Source organism: Streptomyces sp. NPDC005408, assembly GCF_040606445.1.
Taxonomy (GTDB): domain Bacteria; phylum Actinomycetota; class Actinomycetes; order Streptomycetales; family Streptomycetaceae; genus Streptomyces.
Map to the genome: position 1 here is coordinate 1 of NZ_JBEXEX010000078.1, position 24,330 is coordinate 24,330.

General features: G+C 67.1%; 23 protein-coding genes. 13 read left to right on the forward strand and 10 right to left on the reverse strand.

What is annotated here, in order from left to right; translation table 11 throughout:
- Positions 1-225: 225 nt before the first annotated feature.
- Positions 226-999, reverse strand: a complete 774-nt coding sequence (locus tag ABZS64_RS36595; protein WP_355839097.1) for a Ku protein — start codon at positions 997-999, stop codon at positions 226-228.
- A 184-nt stretch (positions 1,000-1,183) separates the two neighbouring features.
- Entirely contained in the window at positions 1,184-2,008 is an 825-nt protein-coding gene (locus ABZS64_RS36600; protein ID WP_355839099.1) for a dienelactone hydrolase family protein, read from the reverse strand.
- Between the two features lie 100 nt (positions 2,009-2,108).
- Between ABZS64_RS36600 and ABZS64_RS36605 the strand changes: the two genes are divergently transcribed.
- The 3 genes from ABZS64_RS36605 (at position 2,109) to ABZS64_RS36615 (ending at position 5,746) form a co-directional block, all read left to right on the forward strand.
- On the forward strand, positions 2,109-3,119 hold the full coding sequence (locus tag ABZS64_RS36605) for a helix-turn-helix domain-containing protein (RefSeq protein ID WP_355839101.1): 1,011 nt from the start codon (positions 2,109-2,111) through the stop codon (positions 3,117-3,119).
- Between the two features lie 655 nt (positions 3,120-3,774).
- Positions 3,775-4,866: a DUF4241 domain-containing protein gene (locus tag ABZS64_RS36610; RefSeq protein WP_355839103.1), complete on the forward strand. Its 1,092-nt coding sequence runs from the start codon at positions 3,775-3,777 to the stop codon at positions 4,864-4,866.
- Between the two features lie 676 nt (positions 4,867-5,542).
- Positions 5,543-5,746 carry a cold-shock protein gene (locus tag ABZS64_RS36615; RefSeq protein ID WP_355839105.1) on the forward strand — a complete coding sequence of 68 codons (204 nt, stop codon included), beginning with the start codon at positions 5,543-5,545 and terminating at the stop codon, positions 5,744-5,746.
- Between the two features lie 181 nt (positions 5,747-5,927).
- On the opposite strand, the gene ABZS64_RS36620 is transcribed toward ABZS64_RS36615, so the two are convergent.
- On the reverse strand, positions 5,928-6,230 hold the full coding sequence (locus ABZS64_RS36620; protein ID WP_355839107.1) for a hypothetical protein: 303 nt from the start codon (positions 6,228-6,230) through the stop codon (positions 5,928-5,930).
- 311 nt (positions 6,231-6,541) lie between these two features.
- Between ABZS64_RS36620 and ABZS64_RS36625 the strand changes: the two genes are divergently transcribed.
- Entirely contained in the window at positions 6,542-7,207 is a 666-nt protein-coding gene (locus ABZS64_RS36625) for a hypothetical protein (protein WP_355839109.1), read from the forward strand.
- A gap of 72 nt (positions 7,208-7,279) precedes the next feature.
- On the opposite strand, the gene ABZS64_RS36630 is transcribed toward ABZS64_RS36625, so the two are convergent.
- Positions 7,280-7,903, reverse strand: a complete 624-nt coding sequence (locus ABZS64_RS36630; RefSeq protein WP_355839111.1) for a hypothetical protein — start codon at positions 7,901-7,903, stop codon at positions 7,280-7,282.
- A gap of 399 nt (positions 7,904-8,302) precedes the next feature.
- Between ABZS64_RS36630 and ABZS64_RS36635 the strand changes: the two genes are divergently transcribed.
- Both ABZS64_RS36635 and ABZS64_RS36640 read left to right on the forward strand, forming a co-directional pair.
- Positions 8,303-8,569 carry a hypothetical protein gene (locus tag ABZS64_RS36635; RefSeq protein ID WP_355839113.1) on the forward strand — a complete coding sequence of 89 codons (267 nt, stop codon included), beginning with the start codon at positions 8,303-8,305 and terminating at the stop codon, positions 8,567-8,569.
- 170 nt (positions 8,570-8,739) lie between these two features.
- Entirely contained in the window at positions 8,740-8,874 is a 135-nt protein-coding gene (locus ABZS64_RS36640) for a hypothetical protein (RefSeq protein WP_355839115.1), read from the forward strand.
- Positions 8,875-8,970: 96 nt separating this feature from the next.
- On the opposite strand, the gene ABZS64_RS36645 is transcribed toward ABZS64_RS36640, so the two are convergent.
- Complete coding sequence (locus ABZS64_RS36645; protein WP_355839117.1) at positions 8,971-9,648, reverse strand: hypothetical protein; 678 nt, start codon at positions 9,646-9,648, stop codon at positions 8,971-8,973.
- A 71-nt stretch (positions 9,649-9,719) separates the two neighbouring features.
- Here ABZS64_RS36645 and ABZS64_RS36650 point away from each other — a divergent pair, with 71 nt between their 5' ends.
- Both ABZS64_RS36650 and ABZS64_RS36655 read left to right on the forward strand, forming a co-directional pair.
- Positions 9,720-10,259 (forward strand): winged helix-turn-helix domain-containing protein, encoded by a 540-nt coding sequence (locus tag ABZS64_RS36650; RefSeq protein WP_355839119.1) that lies wholly within the window; start codon positions 9,720-9,722, stop codon positions 10,257-10,259.
- A complete protein-coding gene (locus ABZS64_RS36655) occupies positions 10,256-10,780 on the forward strand; it encodes a transposase (RefSeq protein WP_355839139.1) in 525 nt (174 codons plus the stop codon). Before ABZS64_RS36650 ends, ABZS64_RS36655 begins: the two co-directional genes overlap by 4 nt.
- Before the next feature lie 19 nt (positions 10,781-10,799).
- Here ABZS64_RS36655 and ABZS64_RS36660 read toward each other — a convergent pair whose 3' ends face one another.
- The 3 genes from ABZS64_RS36660 to ABZS64_RS36670 all read right to left on the reverse strand — a co-directional run bounded on the left by ABZS64_RS36660 (position 10,800) and on the right by ABZS64_RS36670 (position 15,486).
- Positions 10,800-13,196 carry a hypothetical protein gene (locus ABZS64_RS36660; protein WP_355839121.1) on the reverse strand — a complete coding sequence of 799 codons (2,397 nt, stop codon included), beginning with the start codon at positions 13,194-13,196 and terminating at the stop codon, positions 10,800-10,802.
- Between the two features lie 782 nt (positions 13,197-13,978).
- Positions 13,979-15,052, reverse strand: coding sequence for a hypothetical protein (locus ABZS64_RS36665; RefSeq protein WP_355839123.1), 1,074 nt, complete (start codon positions 15,050-15,052; stop codon positions 13,979-13,981).
- Positions 15,049-15,486 (reverse strand): hypothetical protein, encoded by a 438-nt coding sequence (locus ABZS64_RS36670; RefSeq protein WP_355839125.1) that lies wholly within the window; start codon positions 15,484-15,486, stop codon positions 15,049-15,051. The genes ABZS64_RS36665 and ABZS64_RS36670 overlap by 4 nt, the downstream gene beginning before the upstream one ends.
- Positions 15,487-16,399: 913 nt before the next feature.
- On the opposite strand from ABZS64_RS36670, the gene ABZS64_RS36675 reads away from it, so the two are divergent.
- Entirely contained in the window at positions 16,400-16,894 is a 495-nt protein-coding gene (locus tag ABZS64_RS36675) for a hypothetical protein (RefSeq protein WP_355839127.1), read from the forward strand.
- Here ABZS64_RS36675 and ABZS64_RS36680 read toward each other — a convergent pair.
- Positions 16,819-17,466: a hypothetical protein gene (locus ABZS64_RS36680; RefSeq protein ID WP_355839129.1), complete on the reverse strand. Its 648-nt coding sequence runs from the start codon at positions 17,464-17,466 to the stop codon at positions 16,819-16,821. The two genes, ABZS64_RS36675 and ABZS64_RS36680, sit on opposite strands and share 76 nt — an antisense overlap.
- A gap of 1,030 nt (positions 17,467-18,496) precedes the next feature.
- Here ABZS64_RS36680 and ABZS64_RS36685 point away from each other — a divergent pair.
- Both ABZS64_RS36685 and ABZS64_RS36690 read left to right on the forward strand, forming a co-directional pair.
- Positions 18,497-20,050 carry a UDP binding domain-containing protein gene (locus ABZS64_RS36685; RefSeq protein WP_355839131.1) on the forward strand — a complete coding sequence of 518 codons (1,554 nt, stop codon included), beginning with the start codon at positions 18,497-18,499 and terminating at the stop codon, positions 20,048-20,050.
- 395 nt (positions 20,051-20,445) lie between these two features.
- Positions 20,446-21,651, forward strand: coding sequence for an IS256 family transposase (locus tag ABZS64_RS36690; RefSeq protein ID WP_355839141.1), 1,206 nt, complete (start codon positions 20,446-20,448; stop codon positions 21,649-21,651).
- 16 nt (positions 21,652-21,667) lie between these two features.
- Here the strand turns inward: ABZS64_RS36690 and ABZS64_RS36695 are convergent, their stop codons facing one another.
- Positions 21,668-22,426 (reverse strand): XRE family transcriptional regulator, encoded by a 759-nt coding sequence (locus tag ABZS64_RS36695; protein WP_355839133.1) that lies wholly within the window; start codon positions 22,424-22,426, stop codon positions 21,668-21,670.
- Between the two features lie 566 nt (positions 22,427-22,992).
- On the opposite strand from ABZS64_RS36695, the gene ABZS64_RS36700 reads away from it, so the two are divergent.
- Both ABZS64_RS36700 and ABZS64_RS36705 read left to right on the forward strand, forming a co-directional pair.
- Positions 22,993-23,469, forward strand: coding sequence for a hypothetical protein (locus ABZS64_RS36700; RefSeq protein WP_355839135.1), 477 nt, complete (start codon positions 22,993-22,995; stop codon positions 23,467-23,469).
- A 64-nt stretch (positions 23,470-23,533) separates the two neighbouring features.
- Complete coding sequence (locus tag ABZS64_RS36705; RefSeq protein WP_355839137.1) at positions 23,534-24,199, forward strand: class I SAM-dependent methyltransferase; 666 nt, start codon at positions 23,534-23,536, stop codon at positions 24,197-24,199.
- Positions 24,200-24,330 lie beyond the last annotated feature (131 nt).

A 24,330-nucleotide genomic window follows, 5' to 3' on the forward strand; every position in this document is an offset into this window, starting at 1 on the left:
AGTATTTATCGACGGACCCCACCTGCTCCACCCAGTGCCTTCTCCAGCGGGGCGCTACAGCGATTCAGCGCCGGCGGACCGCCCGGCATGATCCGTCGGACAGGCCCTAGCCGAAAGGCTCACAAGGCTAGAACTACCGCCGACGGATGATCAGTCGCCGGAAGAAAAGAGATGATGCGGTGACTTGGTTCCCGTCATTCGCTTGTGCCGACGCGCCCGACGGGCCTACTCGGGTGAGTGGTCGGCGCGTGCCGCTCGTACGCTCGCCTCCAGGGCGGCCATCAGGTCCACTCCTGGCACCGTCTGCGCTGATGTCTCGGCCAGCTCGCCGCCGCTGGCCTTTGCGGCGATCAGCTGCTCCAGGGCGTGAGCGTATTCGTCGTGCAGTTCACGCTTCTCGACACCCGTCAGTTCCCTGATCAGTACTTCGGCGAGTGCCAGTTCCCGGTCGGTGACCGGTGCCGCCGGGGCCAGGTCACCGGGTTCACGCAGCTCGTCTTCCCAGAGGAGGGTCTGGACGACCAGCACGCCGTGGCGTGGGCGCAGGAGTGCCAGGCGTTCCCGGCTCCTGATGGCGAGTTTGGCCACGCCGACTCTTCCTGTGCGGGCGAGGGCTTCCACGAGCAGGGCGTACGGCCTTTCGGCGCCCGGGCCTTGGGGGCCTGCGTAGTAGGGCCTGGCGAAGCTGATCGGGTCGATGTCTGCGCCCGGTACGAAGCCGAGAACCTCGCAGGTGTGCTTCGTCGGCAGTGGCAGGCGCGCCAGGTCCTCCTCGGTGAGCGGCACCACGGTGCCGTCGGGCATCGCAAAGCCGCGGCCCACTTCCTCGTACGGGATCTCCCTGCCCTCGGCCTGGCAGAAGCGCCGGTGCTCGACCCGGCTGCCGTCGGCGGCGTGGATCTCGTGGAGGCGCACGGCGTGTTCTTCGGTGGCCCCGTACAGCCGGACGGGCAGGGCGACCATCCCGAACTGGATCACGCCGGACCAGATGGCCCTCATGACTCCAGCGTCGGCCGCTGATGTCCTGTGCCACTGAAGGTTGAGCGTGTGTCATCGAAGTCTGAGCGGCCTGCGCCACTCGCGGCGCCGAGGGGCGGTCACGAGTGACCCCAGGTCGACGACCAGATCGCACCGGGAAGCTGCGGCGCTCCGTCGCATCACCAGGTGCCGGAGCGCCAAGGGCTCATTCCGGCCGCGTCCCGAGCCGCTCGGCCAGGAAGGCGATGATCTCGTTCCGGGCCTGCATGGTGGGGTGACCGTCCTGGTCGACGAGGTGTGCCGTGACGACGCTGTGGGCGCAACCGACGACATCACGGAAGAAAGGCGGAGGGTTCGTGTTCGCCGCCTCGGCTTTGAGTACGCGGCCGTCGAATGCGTCCCCGAGCAGTGCTCGGTAAGCCGCGAACCGCTGGCCAGTGCACCACCTGTCGTTGTCGAAGCGGTAGGCGAGAACCTTCAATCCGTCTCGCGCTACGCGTTCAGCCACGGCAGCAGCGTCTTCGGCGCTGATCTCCAGGCCGCCGGGGTCGTCCAGCGGAAGCGACGGATGGTTGACCACTGGTGCGATGACAGCGGGTTCGAGCGCCATGGTCAAGGCGAAGTTGCCGGTAAAACACAGACCGACGGCGCCGACGCCGGGCCCGCCACTCTCGGCGTGCGCCAGGCGAGCGAGGCCGCGCAGCCATGTGACGACGGGGCTGGTGCCGCCACCGGCAAACGCTCGGAACTCGGCGCTGACGCACGCGCGTCGAACGATGGTCTCCCCTGCCTCGGCGACCGGATAGGCACCGTCGACGCCGAACAGAGAGGGCAAGTACACGCAGAAGCCGGCATCGCGCACCCAACGCGCGAACCGCGCGACGTCGGGGCTGATACCCGGCATCTCGGGCATAAGGATGACTGCCGGTCCTGACCCGGCAACGTACACGGCCTTGTCGACGTCATCGACACTGACGACTCTCCGTGAGAAGTCGTCCAAGGGGTCGCTCTGACCTCGCGTGATTGTCATGGCCGAGATGATGACGAGTGGCCGCCCTCCCTGAGAAGCGGCGGCATCGCCACGTACCCCGGTAATATCGCCACCCGTTCAAAGGTGCCGGAGGGGCCGCATGAGTCCGCTGCGAATTGGCGTGCTGGCCTATTCTGGCTGCTTCGCGTCGGAGGTGTTCGGAGTCCCCGACCTCCTGACCATGGCAACTCACGTCGCCGCGGCGCAAGGGTCGGTCCAGCCGGCCTACGAGGTGTCGGTCGTCTCGCCCCGGCGGCGTGTGATCGCGTCCGGCGGCTCGGTCCTCGACGTCTCGGCGGTTCGCCCCGTAGACGTCCTGATCGTGCCGGGCTTCGAGCTTTCGCCCACGCTCGATCTCGACGCGGCACTCGCAAACCTGGAACCGGAAGTAGCGTCGATTCGATCGCAGGCGGCCTCGGGGGCCGCTGTCGTATCGATCTGCGTGGGCGCCTTCCTGGTCGCTGAAGCCGGGCTGCTCGGCGGGCGCGAAGCGACCACGTCCTGGTTGTTCGCGGATCGCTTCGCCCGCCGGTACGCCGACGTGCGCCTCCGCCCGGAGAGCTTGGTCGTGACCGACCGGGGCGTGACGACCACAGCGGCCTTCAGTGCCATGTACGACTTCGCGCTGCAGTTCATCCGCGAGCACGACGGCCCCCGCGTCGCCCGTAGCACCGCGCGTATCGCGCTTGTCGATGATGCACGTTCCACGCAGGCTCCCTATGTCGACTCGGGGCTCATACCCACTGTGGGCAGGGACTTCTCGCTCAGCGTCAAGCGATGGCTCGACCAGAACCTCAGTGCTCGCTATGACTTGCCCACCCTCGCCCAGGAGTTCCACGTAAGCACGAGAACCATGCTCCGTCGCTTCGGCGACGAAGCCGGCGAGACGCCACTCGCGTACCTGCAGACAGTCCGGGTACGTCGCGCCAGACACCTTCTGGAGACGACCGGCAGGACCATCGCAAGCATCGCCGCCGATGTCGGGTACCGCGACCCCGGGACGTTCAGCGGCATCTTTGCCAGACACACGGGCCAGCGGCCGAGGGAGTACCGCGCGGTATTCCATCGCCGCGGCGACCACCACGGGTCAACCCGACGAACGGAGACGTGAGACCCGCCCGCGACGGCAACAAACCCTCAAGGCCGGGCCAAGCGCAGGCCCCACAACTCCAACCCCTCACACACCAGCACCCCGGCTGATCAAACTTCGATGGCACGAACCACGGGTCATCACTCTCCGGTGGCAATGCTCAAGCTTGGATGGCACAGGACAGCTGGCCTGGGGCGTTGTCGGGCCGCACCAGCTCGGCTCTGCCGGGCAACCGACGGAATTCGTTGACCAGCCGTAACGTGGCTTCCGCCGGGTTGGATTCCCGCGCAGGAGTGCCCACGTTCCCGCCCGTGAGCGTCGGCGCTGACGCGAACGCACGCATCACCGATGGGGCCCGCCGAACCGACTGTGTTTCGTCACCTGGGGCGGCCCATTTCGTCGGTAACCCAAGGTTGCTGGGCTCCCACGATCCTGCGTGTCACACCCCAGTGGCAGACTGGCGGCACAACGAAGCTCCAAAAGGGCAGGGCGATCAGGCAGGGTCACCCGTCGAGCGGCACTGCTCGGGGGCGGCTGGTGCCACGGGGGGAGATGCGCGGCTGTGATCTTCGACAGTCTTGATGTGTCGTACGGCGATATGTGGGGTTCCCACCAAGGAATGACCCACCCGGACCCGATGTCGCGCGCGGTCGCGGCACGCAGACATGCTGCCGGGATGGAGTACGCGGTTCTGCTGTCCGCGCGGGAGCGACCGCTGGCACTGGTCGAATACTGGCCGCGCCGGATGTGGCGTGTGTACCTGTTCGACGACAGGTCCTGGCGCATGCAGATGATCGACCTCAAGCCGCACAGCACGGGGATGTTGTTGGCTCACCGGAACACCCGATGGCAGTTCTCCAACGAGCAGGAGCACTCGTCCTGGAAGTGGGATGTTCAGGAGACCACGACCGTCTCGGTCGACGGGCAGGTCGAGGTGAGGTCCGAGTTCGCCGGGCCGAGGGGAGCGTCGACGGAGCCACTGCACGCTCGAACATCCGGCCCGTCGAGCGTCCCCGTGCGGCGGTTCCCGGCGCCCGTCGAAAGCTTCCTCTGCCCCGTACCGGAATTCGGCGACTGGCAGGTGTTCGCACCGTTCCTCGCCCAGCAGGGCCACGAGCCCGCCACGACCGTAGTCCTGAGCGACGTGTCGGTGGACGAAGGATCGGGACCGCTGCGCGCCACCGGAATCGAGCAACTGTTCAGTCCGGGCGCGTGCGACACTCCGGATGGGCCGGCCGTCGTCGAACGCGTTGACGTCGGCCTGCTGCGGATCACGTCAGGGCAGCTGACGGTCTCGGACCCCGGCTGGGTCGGAGAGACACCGCGGACCGTCGCTGTGCCACCGGGCGAGTTCCCGGTCACGCTGTCGCTTTTGCGCACGACACGCGGGGCCGGTGTCGCCGCGGCCAGGGTGACGTTCCTGGACATCCCGCCCCGCGAGTGGGAAATGGCCCTCCGGCCCGACGAGGACCTGGGGCTGCTCGGCGAGGGCCAGTTCTACGGGGTTGGCGTGGATACCGGCACAGCGGCTTTCATGGATGCGACTCGGACGGTGAGCGAAGACCAGCTGGACGAGGACCTGTTCATACCCCTCGACAGCCATTTCACCGTCGAACTGCCCAGCACGGAACCCGAGCCGAACCTCATCGCCTTCCGTGCCGGCCGGGGCGACGGGGCCTACCCCGTCTGGATCGGCCGCACCGATGACGGACAGGTTGGTTGCGTCGTCGTCGACTTCCAGCTCCATTCCGCCGACCGGGGAGAGTAAGGAGCCGCCGACCATCGGCGCGAGGCCGCACTGCCCGAGACTGGGACCGCGGCGAACCTCCAGAGTGCACACGGCGATTGAGAAGCTCGACAACTCGATCACCGACTTCGGCCTGGTGGACGCCTTCCCGGAGGACGTCAAGGAAGCTCGCCAGCGGTACTACGCGTCGATGCACATGGGCGATAGGGCCACCGACGCAATGCGTTGGCATGGTGGGCCAGCAAGTCCAGCAGGGCGTGTATCCCGCGCAGGTACGCAGAAGTTCCCGCACACGGGAGCCGCCTTCGGTGGGATCGGCGTCCAATCGCCCGGCCGACGACGGACTGCGTTTCGTCACCCACACAGCCCCATTTCGTCGGTACGCCTCTGCCGCGGTATGGGGCTGCAACTCCTGATCGGGATGGTGGAGCAGCCCGGCACATCCGGCGCTCCGGCCGTCAGTGCGCACCGCATCCCGGGCCGTGAGACGGCACCGTGCAGGCTGGCGTGAGTGTTCTCGTGGCGGCGGGGTTGCCGCGCGTGTAGCGTCGCCTCCAGCTGTCATGGTTCCGAAGTACCGTCCGCCCGTGAGCACATACACGGGCGGATTTGCTGTTCAGCGTCCTGAGGACCAGGCGATCACCTCCGGTTTCCGCGCGGTGCGGAATCCGACCTCGAGTCCCCATGGAGGGCACGTATGGCCAGCGGAACAGTGAAGTGGTTCAACTCGGAAAAGGGCTTCGGCTTCATCCAGCAGGACGGCGGGGGCCCGGACGTCTTCGCCCACTACTCCAACATCAGCGGCGGGGGCTTCCGCGAGCTGCAGGAGGGCCAGAAGGTGACGTTCGACATCACCCAGGGGCAGAAGGGCCCTCAGGCGGAGAACATCACTTCAGCCTGAGCCAGTGCCAGTTGGTGCCCGTCCCCACTCCGCCGGGGACGGGCACCCGTCGTGTCCAGGCCGCCGGCGCGTAAGCCACGTCCCCGGCCAAGGCCTCGGCCGGGCTCTCGCATCAGCCGCCACGAGGGTCGTGTCAGGTTGGCGAAACGTGGGGCGGAGAACGCGGGCGCGCAGATGCGGGTCAGCGCCAGTCGTCGACGGTTCCCCACCAGGCGACCAGGTCGCCAAACTGCTGTTGGCTGGGCGTGTGGCGCGGGAGCACGGTCGGTGTCGTTGACACCTTCACCGGGTTGTTGGGATCGCGTCTGCTGTATTCCAGGAGCCGTACCAGAGCGACGGCCTGGGCCGGGCTCATGTCCTGGTCGATGACGAAAAGCCGTGGTCCTTCGCGGCGGGCGCCTGTCTCGCGCAGGAGGCCGGCGACGGTGGCGAAGTCCTTGAAGAACCCCAACTGCAGCCGGACCGAGGGAGTCTGTGTCGTCATGGGCCGGGAGCGTAGGCCGCTCCATAAGGCAGGCACGGAGCGCCTGTCCGGCCGCGCTCCCTCCGCTCGCGCGATCCTAACGCAGAGTGACGCACATCACGCCCCGTTTCCATCGGGTGGGTGACACAGGGCAGTTACCACCCGTCGCAGCGTCGGCCGGAGCACAGCCGTACATATCCGGGTGGCAGGCACCGCGCACACACGCAGAACGTGTCTGCAGGGGTGATGGGTTGCCCGAACGCTCACACCCGCACGGGCAGGTGATCTAAAGTCCCCACCCAACACCCCCGCGCACACCAAGGAGCCCTCACATGACCGCGCAGGAGAACACCACCCTCAAAACCGCGTACGCCGACAAGGTTGCCGCGGACCTCGCCGAGAACACCGCCGATCAGGACCGCATCCGAGCGGAGATCGAAACCCTGCAGGCCCAACTCGCCACCCTGGAGACCGATCACGCCCTGCTGGAGAGCGTGAGCGCCGCCCTGGGCGACACAACCGGCGCGGCGGTGCCCGCACCCCGCAGCGCCACGAGGAAGACCCCTCCAGCTGCGACGAAGCCGGCCGCGAAGAGGACCGCCGACGCAGTAGCACCGGCGAAGAAGACCGGCGCGAAGAAGGAGGCGACCACAAAGGCGACGAGAGTGGCCGCGAAGAAGACCGCGGCCAACACCGGCGGGGCGAAGACGGCCAAGACCGGCGCGGACACAGGTCCGGCGCTGACCGAATTGATCCACGCCCACCTCAGCGGCCAGAGCGAGCCGCGCACCGCACGCGAGATCGCGAAGGCCGTCGCCGACGCGAACCCCGGCCGGAACGTCAACGACAACCTCGTGCGCACCACCACCGAGCGCCTGGTGGCCCGCAGCCGCGTCGACCGGGTCAAGCAGGGATCGACCGTCTACTACACGGCCAAGGCTGATGCGGCACCCGCCGCTTCCGATCCTGCCGAGAAGCCCACCGCGGCAGCCTCCTGACCACGCGCCACGTTCAACTCGCGCACCAGCGAAAGGGCCCGGCACAGACGTCGCTGCCGGGCCCTTCAGGTGTCAGCCGCGTTGACCGCCGCGCGGAGCGCCGCGTCGCTGGCCGCGCCTGGCCTGCCCCGGCGCACGGCGCGGAGCCTCTTCCCCGCCGCCGGTGGGGGTGGGGGAGGAGAACCCGACCGCAACCGCAGCAGGTGCGGCCGCTACGGCGGGTGCCGGAACGCGCTGCCCGGCCCGCTCACTGCGCTCTGGCCGCCGCTCCGATGCCGCCGTGGCCGGCGGGGCAGTAGGTGCGGGCAGGCCGACAACGCGCGTGTGGGTCATGAGTTTCGCGCAGGCGGCGCACACTTCGGCGAGGTGCCACACGCGGGCGACGGCCGGGTCGTGCCGCAGAACGAGCACGGTGCTGCCGGAGCAGTGAACGCGCATGCCCTCGTGTGCGGCGCAACTCTGGGCCCAGCACTGGCAGGAGGCCCTCTCCCGCACACGGGCGGCTTTGGCGTGGGAGGCGGCGTGCAGGGCGGCGAAGCGGCGCAGTCCGGCGACGTCCCGCGACCGCGATGGCATGGTGCAGGCCCCCGTGGAGCAGGAGACGGTGGCTGTCCGATCGGCGTGGCCGGTCAGCCGCACCGTCCAGGTACGCCCCGGCGTACGCCCGGTGGGGAGTTCGGTTGGGGTAGTGCTCACACGCAGCCGTCCGTTCAAGGAGGAGGTCAGGGGTCGACACATCATGACTTCCCCGCCAGGTGACCGTCAGCACCTGGCCGGGGCAGATGATCCAGGTCCCGCATGGTGGGCCGCCGACCCGGGCGGCCGTCCCGCCGTAGGCGGGACGCCAGCGCCACGCGACCGGCTCCGCGGGGTTGGGCTCGGTTTGAGCCGTCAGCCGGTCAGGACACCGGTCCGCCCCGACCGACCGGGCAGCGGGAGAAGAGGAATGTGTGGTTGCCCGCGGCCAGAGCGCTGTACCGCGGGCACCGGCACACTGTGCCAGATTCCGCTATGCCCCTGCACATCGCATCCCGTGGAGCGGGAGCATTCCGCTGCGGCCCGTGATTGTCAGTGGTGGTCGGGATGCTGGGGGGCATGGACGAGTTGATGCGCGGCCGGGTGTACGGCGCCGACCATGAAGATCCCGATCCGGGCCCGCGGCCGGGGCATGTCTATCGGGAGCTGGTCGCAGGTCCGCTGGACGGGCTGCTGCTGGACGTCACGGGATGGAGCGCGGAAGAACTGGGTGACGGCGCGGCGCTGAGCACCGAGATCGGCGCGTTCGGGCCCGAGGGAAGGGCGACCTATGGGCCGCGCGCCGGTGATCCCCGGCGCTGGGACTGGACTGGCGACATCCGCTGAGACGCAGGCGCGGCATCGAGGACGACGGAGCGGTCCACCTGGTCACCGTCCGCGGCCGCGCCCCACAACCGTCCAGCGAAGCAGGCCGCTCAGCAGCCGTACCTGCCCAACGCCCGTCGATCCAGTACAAACACCGGTGGACCGTTCAGGAGCACAGCCGGTCCCACTGCATGAACCCGCGCGGTCGCGCCGACGGCGGCTGTACGCACGAGGACATCACCATCCTGGAGTTCGTCAAGGGGCCCGTGGACGCCCCGTTCCTGCGCCGAGACATCGTCCATATCCTGCGCACACTCGGCCAATAGCCCGGCTGCGGGAGTATGCGGTACTCGCCGTCATCCTGCCGGGCGGTGGGCTCGTGCCATGCCGTGCTGAGGTGACGGCTGATCGGGTGGACGCGCTCAGCCTGGCAGGTCCTGCTCGCCGAGCGCCGCCTTGGCCGCATCCGACCGCGCGTCGGTCACGGGATCGTCGATAGTGAGGCGGAACCGCCAGCCCTCGAACGGGGACAGTGCCTCCCCCAACTCTTCCCACGACAGCGTGCGGCCGTCGACCACGACCCTCACCGGGCCACCGTCCATATCCGCGACCAGCCGGCCCGCGGCGTTGTCGCCGACCAGTTGCCACCCCGCGCCCTGCGGGGTCGGCTCCAAGTAGCAGCGGTTGATCTCGGCTTCGGCCTCAGCCCGGACCTGTGCCGCCAGTTGGTCCACGTCGGCATCGTGATCGCCGAGCACTGCGAACTCGAACCCGTCGTCCGCCTCCCCGCGGTCCTCGACCAGCCGTACCGAGATTCCGGTGGGCGCCCGCCACAGCCGGTAGCGCAGCCCATGCCGACGTCCGTCCCCGCCGACGACTTCCACCGGGGGAGGGGCGAGTGGGAGCCTCGGCATGCCCGTCACCGCCGCGATCCGCTCGTTCAGGCACGGGTCGCACAGCGGGCCCTCGTCGTTCAGCCACTGATCCGCCGGGCGTCGGCCGCACTCCCGGCATCCGGTCCCAGCCTGCAGTTCGTCCATAAATACCAGTGCCCGCACGGTGACCGCCTTGGCAACGGCCGTGCTGGCGGACGGCCGCACAGTGTTACCGACCTTCAAAGCGTGGTGTCGTGAGGGCTGACGTCTCGTGATCCTTGCGGTATGCCGACTGCATGAGGTATGCGCAAGGGGGCGGGCTGACCGACGAACGGCGGGCCTTCCGCGAGCAGTTGCGGTTGGAGGCGGCCGAGCGGTTCCGGCAGGGCGACGAGAACACGGTCATCGCTCACGACCTGCGGGTCAGCGTGCGGTCGGTACAGCGTTGGCGTATGGCTTGGTCGCAGGACGGGCCGAGAGCCCTGGCCTCGAAGGGCCCGGCATCGGTGCCGCTGCTCAGCGACGAACTGTTTGCCGTGCTGGAGCGTGAGCTGGCCAAGGATCCGGTGGCACATGGCTGGCCGGACCAGACCTGGACCCTGTCACGGATCAAGACGCTGATCGGGCGCCGCTTCCACAAGAGCTACACCGTGCAAGGGGTGGCCGCCCTGCTCAAGCGGCACGGCTGGAGCTGCCAGGTCCCCACCCGGCGGGCGATCGAGCGGGACGAGAACGTGGTGGCCGGCTGGATGAAAGAGACCTGGCCCCAGGCGGAAGGACCGTGGCGGCGCTCGACGCCTGGCTCGTCTTCGAGGACGAAGCCGGATTCTCGATGACGCCGCCGACCACCCGCACCTGGTCCCGCCGCGGCCACACCCCTGTGGTCCGCGTACGGGGCCGCTCCCGCCGCCGCTTATCGGTGGCTGCCCTGGGCTGCTACAAGGCCGACGAATCCTCGCGGCTGATCTACCGGCCCTGCCCGGACGCCCGGCCCGATGGGCGCAAAAGCTTCTCCTGGAAGGACTACCGCGACCTGATCCAGACCGCCCACCAGCAGCTTGGCGGCCCGATTGTGCTGATCTGGGACAACCTCAACACTCACCTCACCACCGGCATGCGCCGCTATATTGCTGACCGCGACTGGCTCACTGTCTTCCAACTGCCGCCCTACGCACCCGACCTCAACCCGGTCGAGGGCATCTGGTCCGTCCTGCGACGCACCACCGTGGCCAATCGTGCCTTCGCCGACCCCGATGACTTGATCGCTTCCGTCCGACGCGGCCTACGCCAGCTCCAGTACCGCCACGACGTCCTCGACGGCTGCCTCACCGGCACCGGCCTCCGACTGCCACCATGACGACATTACGCAATCAATGTCAGTAGGTGGTCGGAAAGTTGGGACAGGTCTGTTCGTAATCCGTGCCGTTGTGCCAAATCTTTGTCCCCATGTGACCAGGGACGACGACACCGGTACCACCAGTCTTCTTGAACGTTGCCTGACTCGACGTGCGGTTGATGAACGTAAATTCCTTGTCCGGTATGTCCGGCCCGATGACACTGTATGGTCCGCCGGGATTTCCGCCAACCTTGACGATCTCACAAGCACCTTGTTCCTCGGTCAGCTTCAGGTCGGTCGCATTATTCTTCGTGATGCTGAAGCTCTTTCGAAGATTGAGATCTCCGAGCTTCCCGAACTCCTGGAAGGAGGGTCGCCAGTAGGCGACAGCGAACGAGGACTCGTGGGATTCGGTCCCGGGCGGCTCGTAGGTCACCTTGTTGGCTTCGATTCCTGTGATCTTCTTCGCGCCATTGATGCCGCCGGCAGTAAGTTTAAGGCGGTGCCCGACGCACAAGCCGGCCGCATTATTCACCACGAGGGTCCCCGCAACGCTCACGGCCCCCAATACGCCACTGAGCGTACCGTTCGTGCCCGCTTCGGTGCACTTCCAGCCTTCTCGGCCGCTTGCCGCCTCTCTGGCGAAAATAGTGTCCCCGGCCTCGTAGGTCTGGCCGTTTGCACTCCCTCGTTGCGTCAGTGGAGGTCCATCCTTTGCGCAAAGAATACGTATGTTCTTTTCCGTTGACCCGCTGTCTCCCAGGAAAAGTCCGTTGGGTGCCCAGGGGGCGGGCGCGCGACCGTCGGGGCTCCCGTCTTTTCCTGTACCATCGGCGTTTTTGTCGGGAAAGCGAAGCATGTGCTTGTACTCGGAATTCCCTCGGATGCACCACCAGTATCTCGCTGACACATTGGCAGTGTAGTATTGCATTCGCTGCCAATTATCCGTCTGCCCGGCCCGCCAATGGAACGCCACCATGTCATTCAGGCCGACCGGCGTCCCCAGCGTCGATTCGATCGGGAGTGTTCCTCTCGAATGGGAGAACCGGTACGGGGCTATGCGCGCGATGTTCGCGTACTGCAGAAAAGCCCGACTGTCGGGGCTGATCGCATTCGTGTGCCATCCGCCTCCGATGATGGTAGCTGCCTGCGCCAGGCGATTGTAATCTGCGCCCCCTTCCCCCTCGTTCCAGCAGCCGATAAAGACGCTGGTGTCGCTGGGGTTTAGCACGCAGTAGTTTCCGCCTGCGTGGACGTCATGCGGCAGCTCCAAGCTCGGACGGCCTAGCGCAAGCTTTTCGATCTTCCTCATGGTCACGTTGGTGCCGGGTGGAGTCGGTTGCGCCAGCGTAATATTGCGATCTGAGATATCTGAAATCCTGTAGATGCCGTCGATCGTGTCGATGGTGACCCAGTCGTTGACGGACAGGCCGTATACGCTCGACATGAGAAGCTTGACATCGCCCCCGGTGATCGTACCTTTCCAATACTGATAGATCGGCGCATTGTTCACTGTGGCGGACGCAGGGGCACTCAGTGTGACAGCGTGGTCGGCAATATCGATGATCTGGTAGACCTCCGGCATCGAAGCGATCTTAATCCAGTCGTAGACGGCCAGGCCGGTCGTGTCCGTGACGGTCATCCCAGGGTTGCCGGACATGGTCTTCCCCGTGCCGGGAATCGTGCCGTTGTCGGTCTGTCCGTTGCCCTGGCCGGTGCAGGCGACGAAGCAGTTGCCGAAAGAGCAGCTGTAGTAGCCCCATCGGCGATTATTGAGGGCCGTACAGCATGAAATCAGGCAGACCTGTGAGTCGATACCCTCGAAGTGAAATCCGTCCGCGCCGTTTTCGCAGGCGTTGCAGTTGTCGAATCTTGATCCATCGCATATCCCCGAGCGGGACGTCGAATCGATGTAGAATCCATGCAAGGCGAACCCGTAGCAGGTGACATTCTGCACAAAAATTACGTTCTTCGTGTGAATGCCGTGTCCGGCAGTGCCGAGTTCGGCGCTTGGGGTAGGGGTTCCAACCCTTCTGATCTGCATGTCGCGGATGCATGAGTACTCGGCACTGGCGCTTCCTCCGTCCAGCGTCGAGTGCACCAGAATGCCGGTGGTTTCTGCGGGGAACGCAAGAACAGTTCCGGGGGTTGAGCGATAGTCGTAATAAGGGGGGATCGGTGTAATTTGTTTGACCGTACCGTTGCCTTGCAGCGTGACCGATTTCGACAGTGCCAGCGTGCCCGACAAGTAATAGTGGCCGTTCGCGTACACAGTCGCCATCTTGTTGGCCGAACTCGCACCTGCCGCCGCAGCGACGAGCGCGGCCTGGAACGCCGCCAGATTCGCCGTTCCATTATCCGATATCTGGCCCGTGCGTGGATTGTAATTCTGGATCGCGCCGAAGTCGGCGACGTCATACCACCCGGGAAGAGTCATTTCCTCACCTCATCCTGACGGGTTGACACACCGCACGACGCCACGAGCCCAAACGGGGTGGGATGCGGTGTGTATGACGCTGGCAGGGAGGAGTACCGAGCGGGTCAGCCATCGGGGTGATGGTCACTGCGATGGCCAGATCACGCCGCTACCTCATCTACACAACAGGATTGCACAACGCTTGCCTTTCAGCAGCTGGACCACCCCGTCCGCTCAGACGTCGATTCATCTCAGATACCCCTGCATCCAGCGGTTTTTCGGGTGTCAGGCTGTGGTGACGGGCGACTGTGCGATGCTCACGCAATCGGCATGCCGCAGGGATCACGGGCCGTCAGCCCCGGCCGACACCACGCTTTGAAGCTCAGTAGTCCTCGCAGGGAACCGGGCCGTATGGGCGTGCGACCTGACAACGGGCCAGCAAGTTAGCGAAGCACTATTGACCAGCTCACGTGTGCTCGCTCTCGCTATAGCTCATTTGCGTGATGGTTCACCGGTAGTGCTGATCGGCAGCGTGGAAGGCGTTATGCAGCGGCGTTGCCACACAACTGACGCCTCTACGAAGCCGTTGTCTTACCGGATGCGATCGGCGAGTATCCGCAGTTCAGCCATGTCCCGGCCTCCGCCATCTCCGCCAACAGGATGCAGGGCGTGCGTGAGCAACCGTTGCAGACACGTACGGCACGCGGCAACGCAGCTCAATGCCCATACGGTCAACGCGGCGGTCGGTAAACAATGGGGACGCGTCGGAATTCCCGGGAAGAAGCGCGATCGAGTCCGGGAGGCTAGCTGGCCCTGCGCAGCGCCGGCAGGGGATCGGGGACAGGGTCTGCGCCCGCGCGGTCTCCGTGGGCGATCAAGAGTCGCTCGCCGACGGGTTTGGGCTGGGCGAAGTCCCCGCGGGGGAAGCCTTCGATCCAGATGGTCCGGTGCTCGTCGACGCTGGGGTAGTACTGGTTGCGCCAGTGGCCGCGGACCCAGTGGCCGGCGGGCGTGCGGCCCTCGGCGGCGGCGCGGGCTGCAGAGAGCTCGTGAGCGGCGGCCTCGGGGCGGCGCAGTGCGATGCGGCGGAAGCTCTCGGGGCGGATCTTCGCGCTCCGTGCGATGGCGCGCACCGATTGGTGGATCTTTGGAGAGTCCTCGCGGGTCAGCGGCTGCTTGGCGAGCGCGGACAGGGCTCTCAGCAGGGAGACGCTGTGTATGCCCGCGTGCGCGGGCTTATCCCAGGGCACGAGGTAGGCGAGGTGGGGGAAGAGTGTGGTGAGTTGCACCGTGACGCCGTTGATGTAGTACGCCCCGGCTGGGTGGCGGATCCAGGTGATGGCGCTGACGCCGTCGTCCACGCACGCCCAGGTGATGGCGCTGACCCGTGGCTGGTTGGGTATCGGGGAGGCGAAGGCGGCGGCCGGTACGGGTCTGGCGAAGAACAGGAAGCCGATGGGTGCGAGGAACTCGTCGCGCCGCACGCGCTGTTCGGGGAAGGTCTGGGCGGCGGCTGTCACCATGTCGCACATGGCCGCGTCCGCGTAGATGGTGTCCGCGTCCTGCCACGCCGCCTGGGGGATCAGCTCGTCCGGCGTGAAGAGCGCCATCCGCTCCTCGATCGAGGCGGACGGCCACCGCTCGGGCCACAATCCCTTCCCGTAGTCCGGAAGTCCGTCGGCGGCCAGATAGCGGATCCAGTTATCCGAGCCGAACCACCCGGTCAGAGCCGCCTTGAGGCGGATCGCGTCGGCCGGCGCGAGGCCCCGGGTCGCCAGTGCGTGGAGGTGCGCGCGGTGCGCGGCCGCGCTGCCCGATGGGCTCGGGAGCGTGGAGCCCGCACGGACCCTCTTCGTGATGGAGGTCCGCTGGGTCACGAGGTACTGTCCGTGTCGGACGGGTCGTCTGCGGAGGTCGCGCGCCACTCGCGGGCCGTGCGGCCGAGGGCCTGCTCCACGTCTGCGACTTCGCGGTGACCGTAGGCGGTGCGGATCCCGGAGACGGACATGCCGGAGGCGGCAGCGAGGTCGGCGAGCTTGTACGGGCGGGGGCGGGTGAACTCCCGCCCGTAGGCGATCAGTTGGCGAATCTCGGCCTCGGCCTGCTCCTTGCGGTAGCGCGCCAGGCCGATCGCGGACAGCAGCGGTTCGTTCTCCTCGCTGTCCGCATCCGCGGCGGCCTCGAGGTTTTGGATCGTCTCCTGATGCTTGGCGTGGATGGAGTGGCAGACGTCGTTGTAGACGTCATCGGGCACCTCCCCGGGCGCGGGCATCGGGTGGCAGATCGCGGCGATGTCGCTGAATACGCTCATGCCGTACAGCATGCGCCATGAATTACGATGAGTGCAATGGATTGCGCTCATCGTAATTTCTTCGTCTGGGGCGCATCCCAGGCGCTCGGTGCGACCTGCTGGCCGAAGGGCGACCGGTGAGACAGCCGGTGCCGGCGCCCGGTTCTCGGTCCGCGGCGCAGGACGTTGACGACCCGCTCTCTGCCCAGGATGGGGGCGTTTTCGCATCCTGCGGGGGGTGACCAGGTACGGGCCGACCCACTTGCGTGAGAAGCCGGTTGGGTCGTTCTGGTCGGGATAGGTGCGACGGTGCGGAGCTGTCCGGCCCGGCGGTGGCATCGGCTTCGAAGGATAGGCACCGCCGGGCCGTTGAAAGGCTCGCGCATAGCGGCGAACGCGCACGCGGCACCCCGACGCAGGCGGCGGTGCACCGGACGGTGCGGAGTCCCGGGCTGTGACGTCCCGGGACTCCTGTGTGCACTTCGCTGACCGCCCCGTTCAACGACTGAGTACCGCCGCAGTCACCGCCCGCCCGCTAGCCGGATGTGCCCGCGGTGAGCGTCACTGTCTCTACGCCGACGGGGAAGGGCATCACAGTCTCCTGTAGGTCGCGCTCATGGCGAGTACGCCGACGCCAAGCAGCCCACCGCCGCCCCATCGGTCGCCAGCAAGCACACCCTCGACGGCACGAACGACAACGTCGGATTCCACGGAGCCGTACCCATCACGAAGCAGACCGTGAGCGGGTCCCACGCCGACGGTACTGCCCTCGCCAGCCTTCTGGCCGCGCTCGCCAACCTCGGGCTCATCACCGACAACACCACGGCGTGACATGACGAGGCCACCCGTCCGGGTCACCGTTGCGTCACTCGCGATGCGCTGCACGCGATCGGAGGGATGATGCGGCCACCACTCGCACGTCCTTGGGGGGACCATGCGCACCAGAACCATCGCCGTCACGACCGTCGCACTCCTGGCACTGGCCGGCTGCTCCAGCAACGGAGACGCCGCGCCGGAGAAGACGAAGTCTGCGCCCGTCGCGGCGTCTCCGACAGTGACCGCGGCCGCCGACACCGCGGACCTCGCACCCATTTGGACTCCGAAGCTCGATGCCGCCAGCGGGGGCAACGCTGAGGCCACGGCCGCATGCCAGGCTCCGAGCAGCAGCGAGTGCGCCCGGTACATCAAGGACATCATGGCCGTGGTCGCAGGCGTCGATTCCGCGATTCTCGAGACGGGCAAGCGGTACCCCGAGTCGACAGCGCAGATCGTGAGGATGCGGGACGCGCACAAGGTGTACACCGACGAGGGCTGCGAGGGAGACCCGGCGGCGGACGGTCCCAACTCGCAGTGTCACGCAGTAATGACCATCACGGTCGGGACGGCCTCGCTAGGCATGACCCTTCTGACCGACGACCTAACCTCCTGACCCGGGAGGCCGCCCCCACCGTTTCGGCGGTGGGGGCTTCTTGCTGCCCCCGGTCGGCGGACGCACTCTTGATAACATGCGATGACAGCCCAGCCGGCGGCGGCGATGTCTGCGCCCCATGCGGGGGTGACGCGCATCTGCCAGCAGGGTGCCCAGTGGTCCTTGGCCCTGTAGGTGAGGTCGGCGGATGGCTGGTCGCCGGCGGAAATTTCGACGATGGTCTGGGCGACCGGCGGGATCCGGGTGGGGTCGTGGGCGACCGATGCCTGCCGGTGGGACATGAATGGCGCCTCGGTGGGCCGCAGGTCGTCTGGATAACTGTCGTACCACCGCTGGAAGCCATGTTGGATCTGGCGGGTGATGGCGGTGCCGATGGCGTGACGCACGCGGGCCAGCAGGTCGGTGTCGAGCCCTCCGAGCACGGGAGTGGTGCGTGAGGGTGCGCGGCACAGGAGCTGTTCGTGCAGGGCGTCGTGCTGGAGCAGAACCGCCCGGTCGACGCCGCCGTCGGCCATCGGTCCCAGTTCCTCTTCCAGTTGGTTGCTGCTGCTGTCGAAGAGCACGGCGCTCATGCCTGCGGAGACCGCCCACGGTGCAGGGCATCGAGGGCCACAATCGCCAGCTCACTCACGGTGCGCGTGATCGCCGCGCGCAGGCCTGACACTTGTTCGCTGTCCCAGGCTTCGGCCGGACTGGCCGCCATCTGCTCGACCAGATCCTGCGTGGCAGTCGTGTCGCGGCTAGCACGCCGTCGCCGACGTTGTCCTGTGCCGTCGGAGTCTGGTCGTTTGCCACCGATGGCTAGCTGGTCGGAGTTGGTGGGGTGAGCGGCGAGCCAAGTCCGGCCCCCTGGAGTACTGCGATTCCGCTAGGGCGCGCCTACCCATGCCCACCGAGTGGCCCATATCGAACATCCCCGGAGGTATCCACCCTGCGCGGCCCGCGCGCCGGAGTATACGGCCATCCCGGCTGGGAGCTTGCGCGGGTTGAGAATCCTGTCCGGATTCCAGTCGTCGTTTCCATCGGATGCAGGGCACTCGGATTCAAGAGGGCCACCGAGCCGATGACTGCGCAGATACCGGAGGGTCCTCACCGATGAACGGTCAGACAGATCAGCGAACGGTACTGCTCTCAATCGTTGGTTGCGGCGTGGTGTACGTCGCTCTCGAGCACCCGGCATTCGGCACTGCCCTGCTGGTTGGCGTCACCGTGGTGACACTGCTGCATCTCCTCATGGACCGGTGACCCGTGCTTGCCGTTACAGGCGTTCTGACCGGTGCGGTGGCAATCGCTCAAGGTCGCCTCTCACTGTCCTGTCTGAGACAAGTCCGGGCACGGGGGGTGCGCTGACCTGCGGTGCCCGGGCTTGGGCGAGACGGGATGTGCCGCTGCGTCTCGCCCAAGCCCGGGTACGGCGATCGTTCACGGACCCCGTGTCGCCAGCAATCGGCGGCTGACCGCCAGGGCCATGGGCAGGGTCCGGACGGGCGTGCCCATGACGTTTCGCTGAGTTTGATCTGCGCGACACGCCGACATCGGGGAGCTCACCGGTCCTAGGCTGGCCCGCGGCTTCGGACGAGAGCCGTACTGGAGGGGGCCAGGGTGACGCTTTTAAAGGACGATCCGACGCTGGTGGGCAGCTACCGTCTGGAGAGCCGCCTGGGGTCGGGCGGCATGGGTGTGGTGTACCGGGCGTACTCCGAGGCCGGAGATGCGGTCGCCTTGAAGGTGATTCGCCGTCAGTGGGCCGAGGATCCAGAATTCCGGGCCCGTTTCGAGCTGGAGGTCGTCGCCGCCCGGATGGTCCACAGCGCGTTCACCGCGCCGATCATCGATGCCGACCCCCACGCGACGGACCCGTGGATGGCCAGCCCGTACATACCAGGTGAATCGCTCACCGCCCGGGTACGCGAGCACGGCCCGCTCGAGGGGCAGGAACTGTGCGCGCTGGCGAAGGCCCTGGCCGGCGCCCTGCGGGACATCCACCGAGCCGGGGTGGTCCATCGCGATCTCAAGCCCGGCAACGTCCTGCTGAGCGAGCGCGGCCCGCTGATCATCGACTTCGGCGTTTCCCGCGCCATCGACGGCAACCCCCTTACCGCCGCCGGCCAGATCGTCGGTACCCCCGCCTACATGGCCCCCGAGCAGATCACCACACCCTCAGATGCGGGGCCTGCGGCGGATGTGTTCTCCCTGGGATGCGTGCTGGTCTTCGCCGCCACCGGGCACGGCCCCTTCGAGGCGGACAGCCCCTATGCGGCGGCCTACCGGAGCATGCATGAAGAGCCGGACCTCAGCACCCTGTCCGATCCCTTACGCAGCTTGGTCGCCGTCTGCCTGAGCAAGAGTCCAGCCGAACGCCCCACCCCGCAAAAGGTGCTGGCCAGCCTCGCCGCTCCCGAGCAGCAGCAACCGACCCGCCGCACAGCGGCCCGCACGCTCCGTGCCATCGCCGCTGGCTGGCTCACCCGGCGGATGCCCGCCTGGCTGGCGGTCCTTGCGGCCCTGGTGTCCGCCACAGCCGCCGTCGCGGCCGTCGCCGCCGTGCCACCGGCCCCAGCGACAACACCCAGGGCCGGGAAGCAAGCGGCTACCTACCCAGGGAACGCGAACTGCAATATTCGCCGGTGCTTCAAGCGGGAGACTGATCCTGCCAACCGCCGCAACCGCATGGAGCTCTGGGTCGAACTCGCCGAACAACATCTCGTCGACGACGAAGCCCAATACCCTCCCCACGCCGACCTCAAGGGCAAGCGGATCACCATCTGGGGCGCCACCACCGGACCAAACACGGACGACATCCGCGACTCGCCCGCCCTCGCCGTCGCCCAGAAACTTCACGAGCTCGGCGCCCAGGTCACGGTCAGCGACCCCAAGGCCCTCGACAACGCCCGCAAGCTCTACCCCGAACTCGACTACATCGAGGACCCCATCGCCGCCGTCCAGCACGCCGACCTGCTGCTGCACCTGACCGACTGGCCGCAGTTCAACCACATCGACCCCCATCGGCTCGCCACCCGCGACACCCACCTGATGACGGTCATCGACGGCACAGGCACCCTCAACCGCGACACCTGGCTCGAGGCCGGCTGGATCTACCATGCTCCCGGCAACGGCCCCATTTATCCCTGGACCCCCACCGAGGAAAGGCACTGACAGGGGCAGACATCCCGACGATCCACAGGCTGGTCAGGCAATAGATGAGGCGGTCGGCGGTCCGCTTGCCCACAGGAGAGCGGAACTGCCGACACATCACTAGGACCGGACAGCGGCTGTCCGGTCCCCCGAAATCTCCGGGGACTACGGCCGTACGGCCTCCGGGCGGATGCCCGGAAATCGCTGAGACTGCCCGGACTTCGCGGAAACAGGACACTCACCGTTCAGCTGTCACCGCGCTGCACGCTCGCCACCTGCGATCTCTCGGGTTGGGAGTGTCTAATCAACGGCGGATCTGTTGATCATGGAGACGCCAAGTGAGTGAGATGACGATCGAGCAAGAGCCCGTGGTCGAGTCGGTCGGTGCGGCCACGTCGGACGAGCAGTTGATCGCGATGCTGGTTGACCGGGCCCGCGGTGAGGGCCTGCAACTGACTGGTGAGGGTGGGCTGTTGCAGCAGCTGACCAAGCGGGTGATGGAGTCCGCCCTGGAAGGCGAGATCACCGATCACGTCGGCTATGAGAAGCACGATCCGGCCGGGAAGAACAACGGCAACAGCCGCAACGGCACCCGCGCCAAGACCGTGCTGACCGATGTCGGCCCGGTCGAGGTCAGGGTGCCCCGGGACGTGGCCGGGACCTTCGAGCCGCAGATCGTCAAGAAGCGGCAGCGCCGGCTGACGGGGGTGGACGAGATGGTGCTGTCGCTGTCCGCGAAGGGGCTCACGCACGGAGAGATCTCCGCGCATCTGGCCGAGGTGTATGGGGCCGAGGTGTCCAGGCAGACCATCTCCACGATCACCGACCAGGTGATGGAGGGCATGGCCGAATGGCAGAACCGGCCGCTGGACCGTGTCTATCCGGTCCTGTTCGTGGATGCCATCAACGTGAAGATCCGGGATGGTCAGGTCGCGAACCGGCCGGTCTACGTTGTCTTGGCGGTCACGGCCGAGGGCACCCGCGACATCCTCGGCATCTGGGCCGGGGACGGCGGCGAGGGCGCGAAGTACTGGCTGCACGTCTTCACCGAGCTGAAGAACCGTGGCCTGGACGACGTGCTGATGCTGGTGTGTGACGGGCTCAAGGGCCTGCCCGAGGCGGTGGAGACCGTCTGGCCTCGCACGATTGTTCAAACATGTGTCGTCCACCTGCTGCGGAACAGCTTCCGTTACGCAGCCCGCCAGGACTGGGACAAGGTCGCCAAGGCACTCAAGCCCGTCTACACCGCTCCCAGCGAGGACGCGGCGACGGAGCGGTTCCTGGAGTTCCAGGAGGCATGGGGCCGGAAGTATCCGGCGATCGTGAAGCTGTGGTCGGACGCCTGGGCCGAGTTCGTACCCTTCCTCTCCTTCGACGTCGAGATCCGCAAGGTCATCTGCAGCACGAACGCGATCGAGAGCGTCAACGCGCGGATACGCAAGGCCGTCCGCGCCCGCGGACACTTCCCCAACGAGGCCGCCGCCCTCAAGTGCATCTACATGGCGCTGATGAGCCTCGACCCGACCGGCAAGGGCCGCAAGAGGTGGACCATGCGCTGGAAGGCACCCCTGAACGCCTTCCAGATCGCCTTCGAAGGCCGGCTCACCCCGGCCAACAACTGAACCTCAACAACCAAGATCAGGCGTCAGGCAGCTTGTTGTACGCGGCGAGTGTCGCCTTGTTCGTCGACGCGTCCTGGAACACCAGCTCCCACGGCCCGCTGTTCACGTCGAACTCCTTACCGAAGCCAACCCACTTGCCCGTCATGCGACGCCCGGTCGGCTCAACGAGCAGCTGAATCGCACCGTGGTACCTGGCGCCCCGGTAGTAGCCCTCGGTCTCGGTCTGCTCGGTCCACGTACCGGTGGCCACGTGACCGTCGATCTCCAGATCCATCGTCAGCGGCGAGTCGCTGGAGCCGGGCAAGCTGCGGACCGTCAGGCGGTTGCCGTGCTGCAGTACCACCACGTAGTGCTGCCCGGTGAATGACGAGTCACGACCGCTGGAGAAGTACTCGTACCGGGACAGCCACACGCCCGAGTAGTTCCGGGCGCCTTGCGCTTCGGGTTGCGGCGCTGCTGCCGCGGGGGTGATGCCGCTAACTGAGGATTTGACGTCGTGGCCGCCGTGCCCGTCCTCGGCGACGCGCGTCATGGGCACGAGGCCGCTGAAGCCGAGGGACTCGATGGGCAGACCGGTGACGTATTCCAGGGCACGGGCGTACACAGGGCGGGGCGCGGTCGTCTCGCCGGATTCCCAGCGCTGAACCAACCGCTTGTTGGCGTCGTTGGGCTGGCCCGCACGGGTGCCGGCATCTCGCACGGCGCGGGCGAAGTCGTCTTGGGACATGAGCAGGCCCATGCGGACTGCTCGCAATGCGCTGTTCGGTGTTGCCATGAGAGAACGGTAGCGGCGTTCCGCCGTGAATGACACCGAAATGACGCCCCCTCTGTCGCCGGTTTGACGCCTGTACTGACGCCGCGCAACCCTCCGTACCTCAACCATCTTGGGTGCGTGACGATTACAGACAGCGGTAAGGATCACCCCGGTCTCGCCATCAGCGTGTACCGCGTCGATCTCAAGACGAATGCGCGAACGCCCGTCAAAGCATCCGTACTCCCCGCAGCCAAGTCGCTTCCGTTCTCCATGGCCTACCCGCCCTGCGCTTGCCCCCGTTGCGGCGGTGGAGCGAGCAGCGCGCCATGACCCCGATGTGGGACGACGAGCCCAAGCGCGGATCCGGCATGTGCTCCGCCTGCGGCCAGAACACCAGCACCGGGGTCGTCCACTGGGTACCCCGCATGTCCGGCCCCGACGTCCGCGTCGTCATACACGCCGAACCCGCCGACTGCCATCCGCCTGTAGCTACACCCCAGCAACTCTCGTCCGCACCGGTCCACCCCTGACCCGGTGCGGACGGGGACCGGCCCTCACCCGAGGGCAACGTCCACACAGGAGGAAGAATGACCACCGCGTTAGACCGTCCCGTGGGCACCGACCCGGCCGAGCTCGTCGGCCACGAGATGATGCAGCGCCTCAGCGCCGGCATCCTCCACGACCACCCCGAGATCGACCACCCCACCGCGCGGCGCATCGTCGCGCAGACCGCCGCTTTCCTGGCCGCAGGCGCCCAACGCCCAGGCTTGAAGCTGTCCCCGAGCCAGCTCGTCGACATCGGCTGGCACACCTGGATCCTCCACACCGTCGACTACGCCGTGTTCTGCGAGCAGGTCGCCGGACGGTTCATCCACCACGTCCCGACGGCAGACGGCGAGCAAGCCGACGGAGGCCCCACGGCGGCGCGTGAGCGTACTCTCACCGCTATCTCGGACACAGGATTCGCGATCGACGCCGATCTCTGGCCCATGGCCGTCAAGATGGGCGACTGCAATCAGTGCTACGCGGGATGCACCGACAGCCCCAACGGAGGCAAGAATTAGCAGCAGCTTCACGCTGGCCGCCCGGCTCGAGTGCCGGGCGGCTGGCCCCACGAACGGAGCAGCAGTGACGGACACCAAGGCGTGGGACACCTACTCAAAGCAGAAGCCCGAGCGGCGCCCCACGAATGCAGCAGGCAACACAACATGGTTCAACTGGACTCAGTACCCCGATCACGGCCCCGGCGCGGAAGTCCTCGGCATCGGCCCCGCCGCGTCCGTGCTGGACCTGGGCTGCGGCAAGGGCGGCAACCTCGCCCACGTCGCCACCCTCGGAGCCCGCGCGGTCGGCATCGACGTGTCCCTCGCACAGCTGAAGGCCGCAGAGGCGCGCTGGGGCGACATCGAAGGCATGGTCCTGCGCCGCGGCGACGCCGTGCAGCTCCTCACTGACACGACCGAGGACTTCGACGCGGTCTACTCCGTGTTCGGCGCCCTCTGGTTCACCGACCCGGCCGAGCTGCTGCCCGCCCTCCGCAAGCGGCTGCGCCCAGGCGGCGTTCTCGCCTTCTCCCAACGGCCGCCCATTGAGGGCTGCTACGGGTGCCAGGCCTCATACATCAACAGGTCCGTGGATGAGGACCCGCTCGTCGTGAAGCGCTGGGACTACGAGCCCGAGCGGTGGGTGGAGATCCTGGCCGAGCACGGATTCATGGCGGCGTCGGCTCGCGTTCTGGCGGCCCCGCCCGGCCCACGGAAGAACGGCACACTCCTCGTCCGGGCCCACGGATAACGCCTGCCCCACCACCGCGCCGGCCTGTCTGCGTCCCCGTGGTGGGGCTGGTGGGCTCGGGTGAGTTCTTGGCCGGGGCTCCGGCTTCGAGTGCGGTGACTTCCCACCGGCCGGAGCGGGCGGTCATTTCC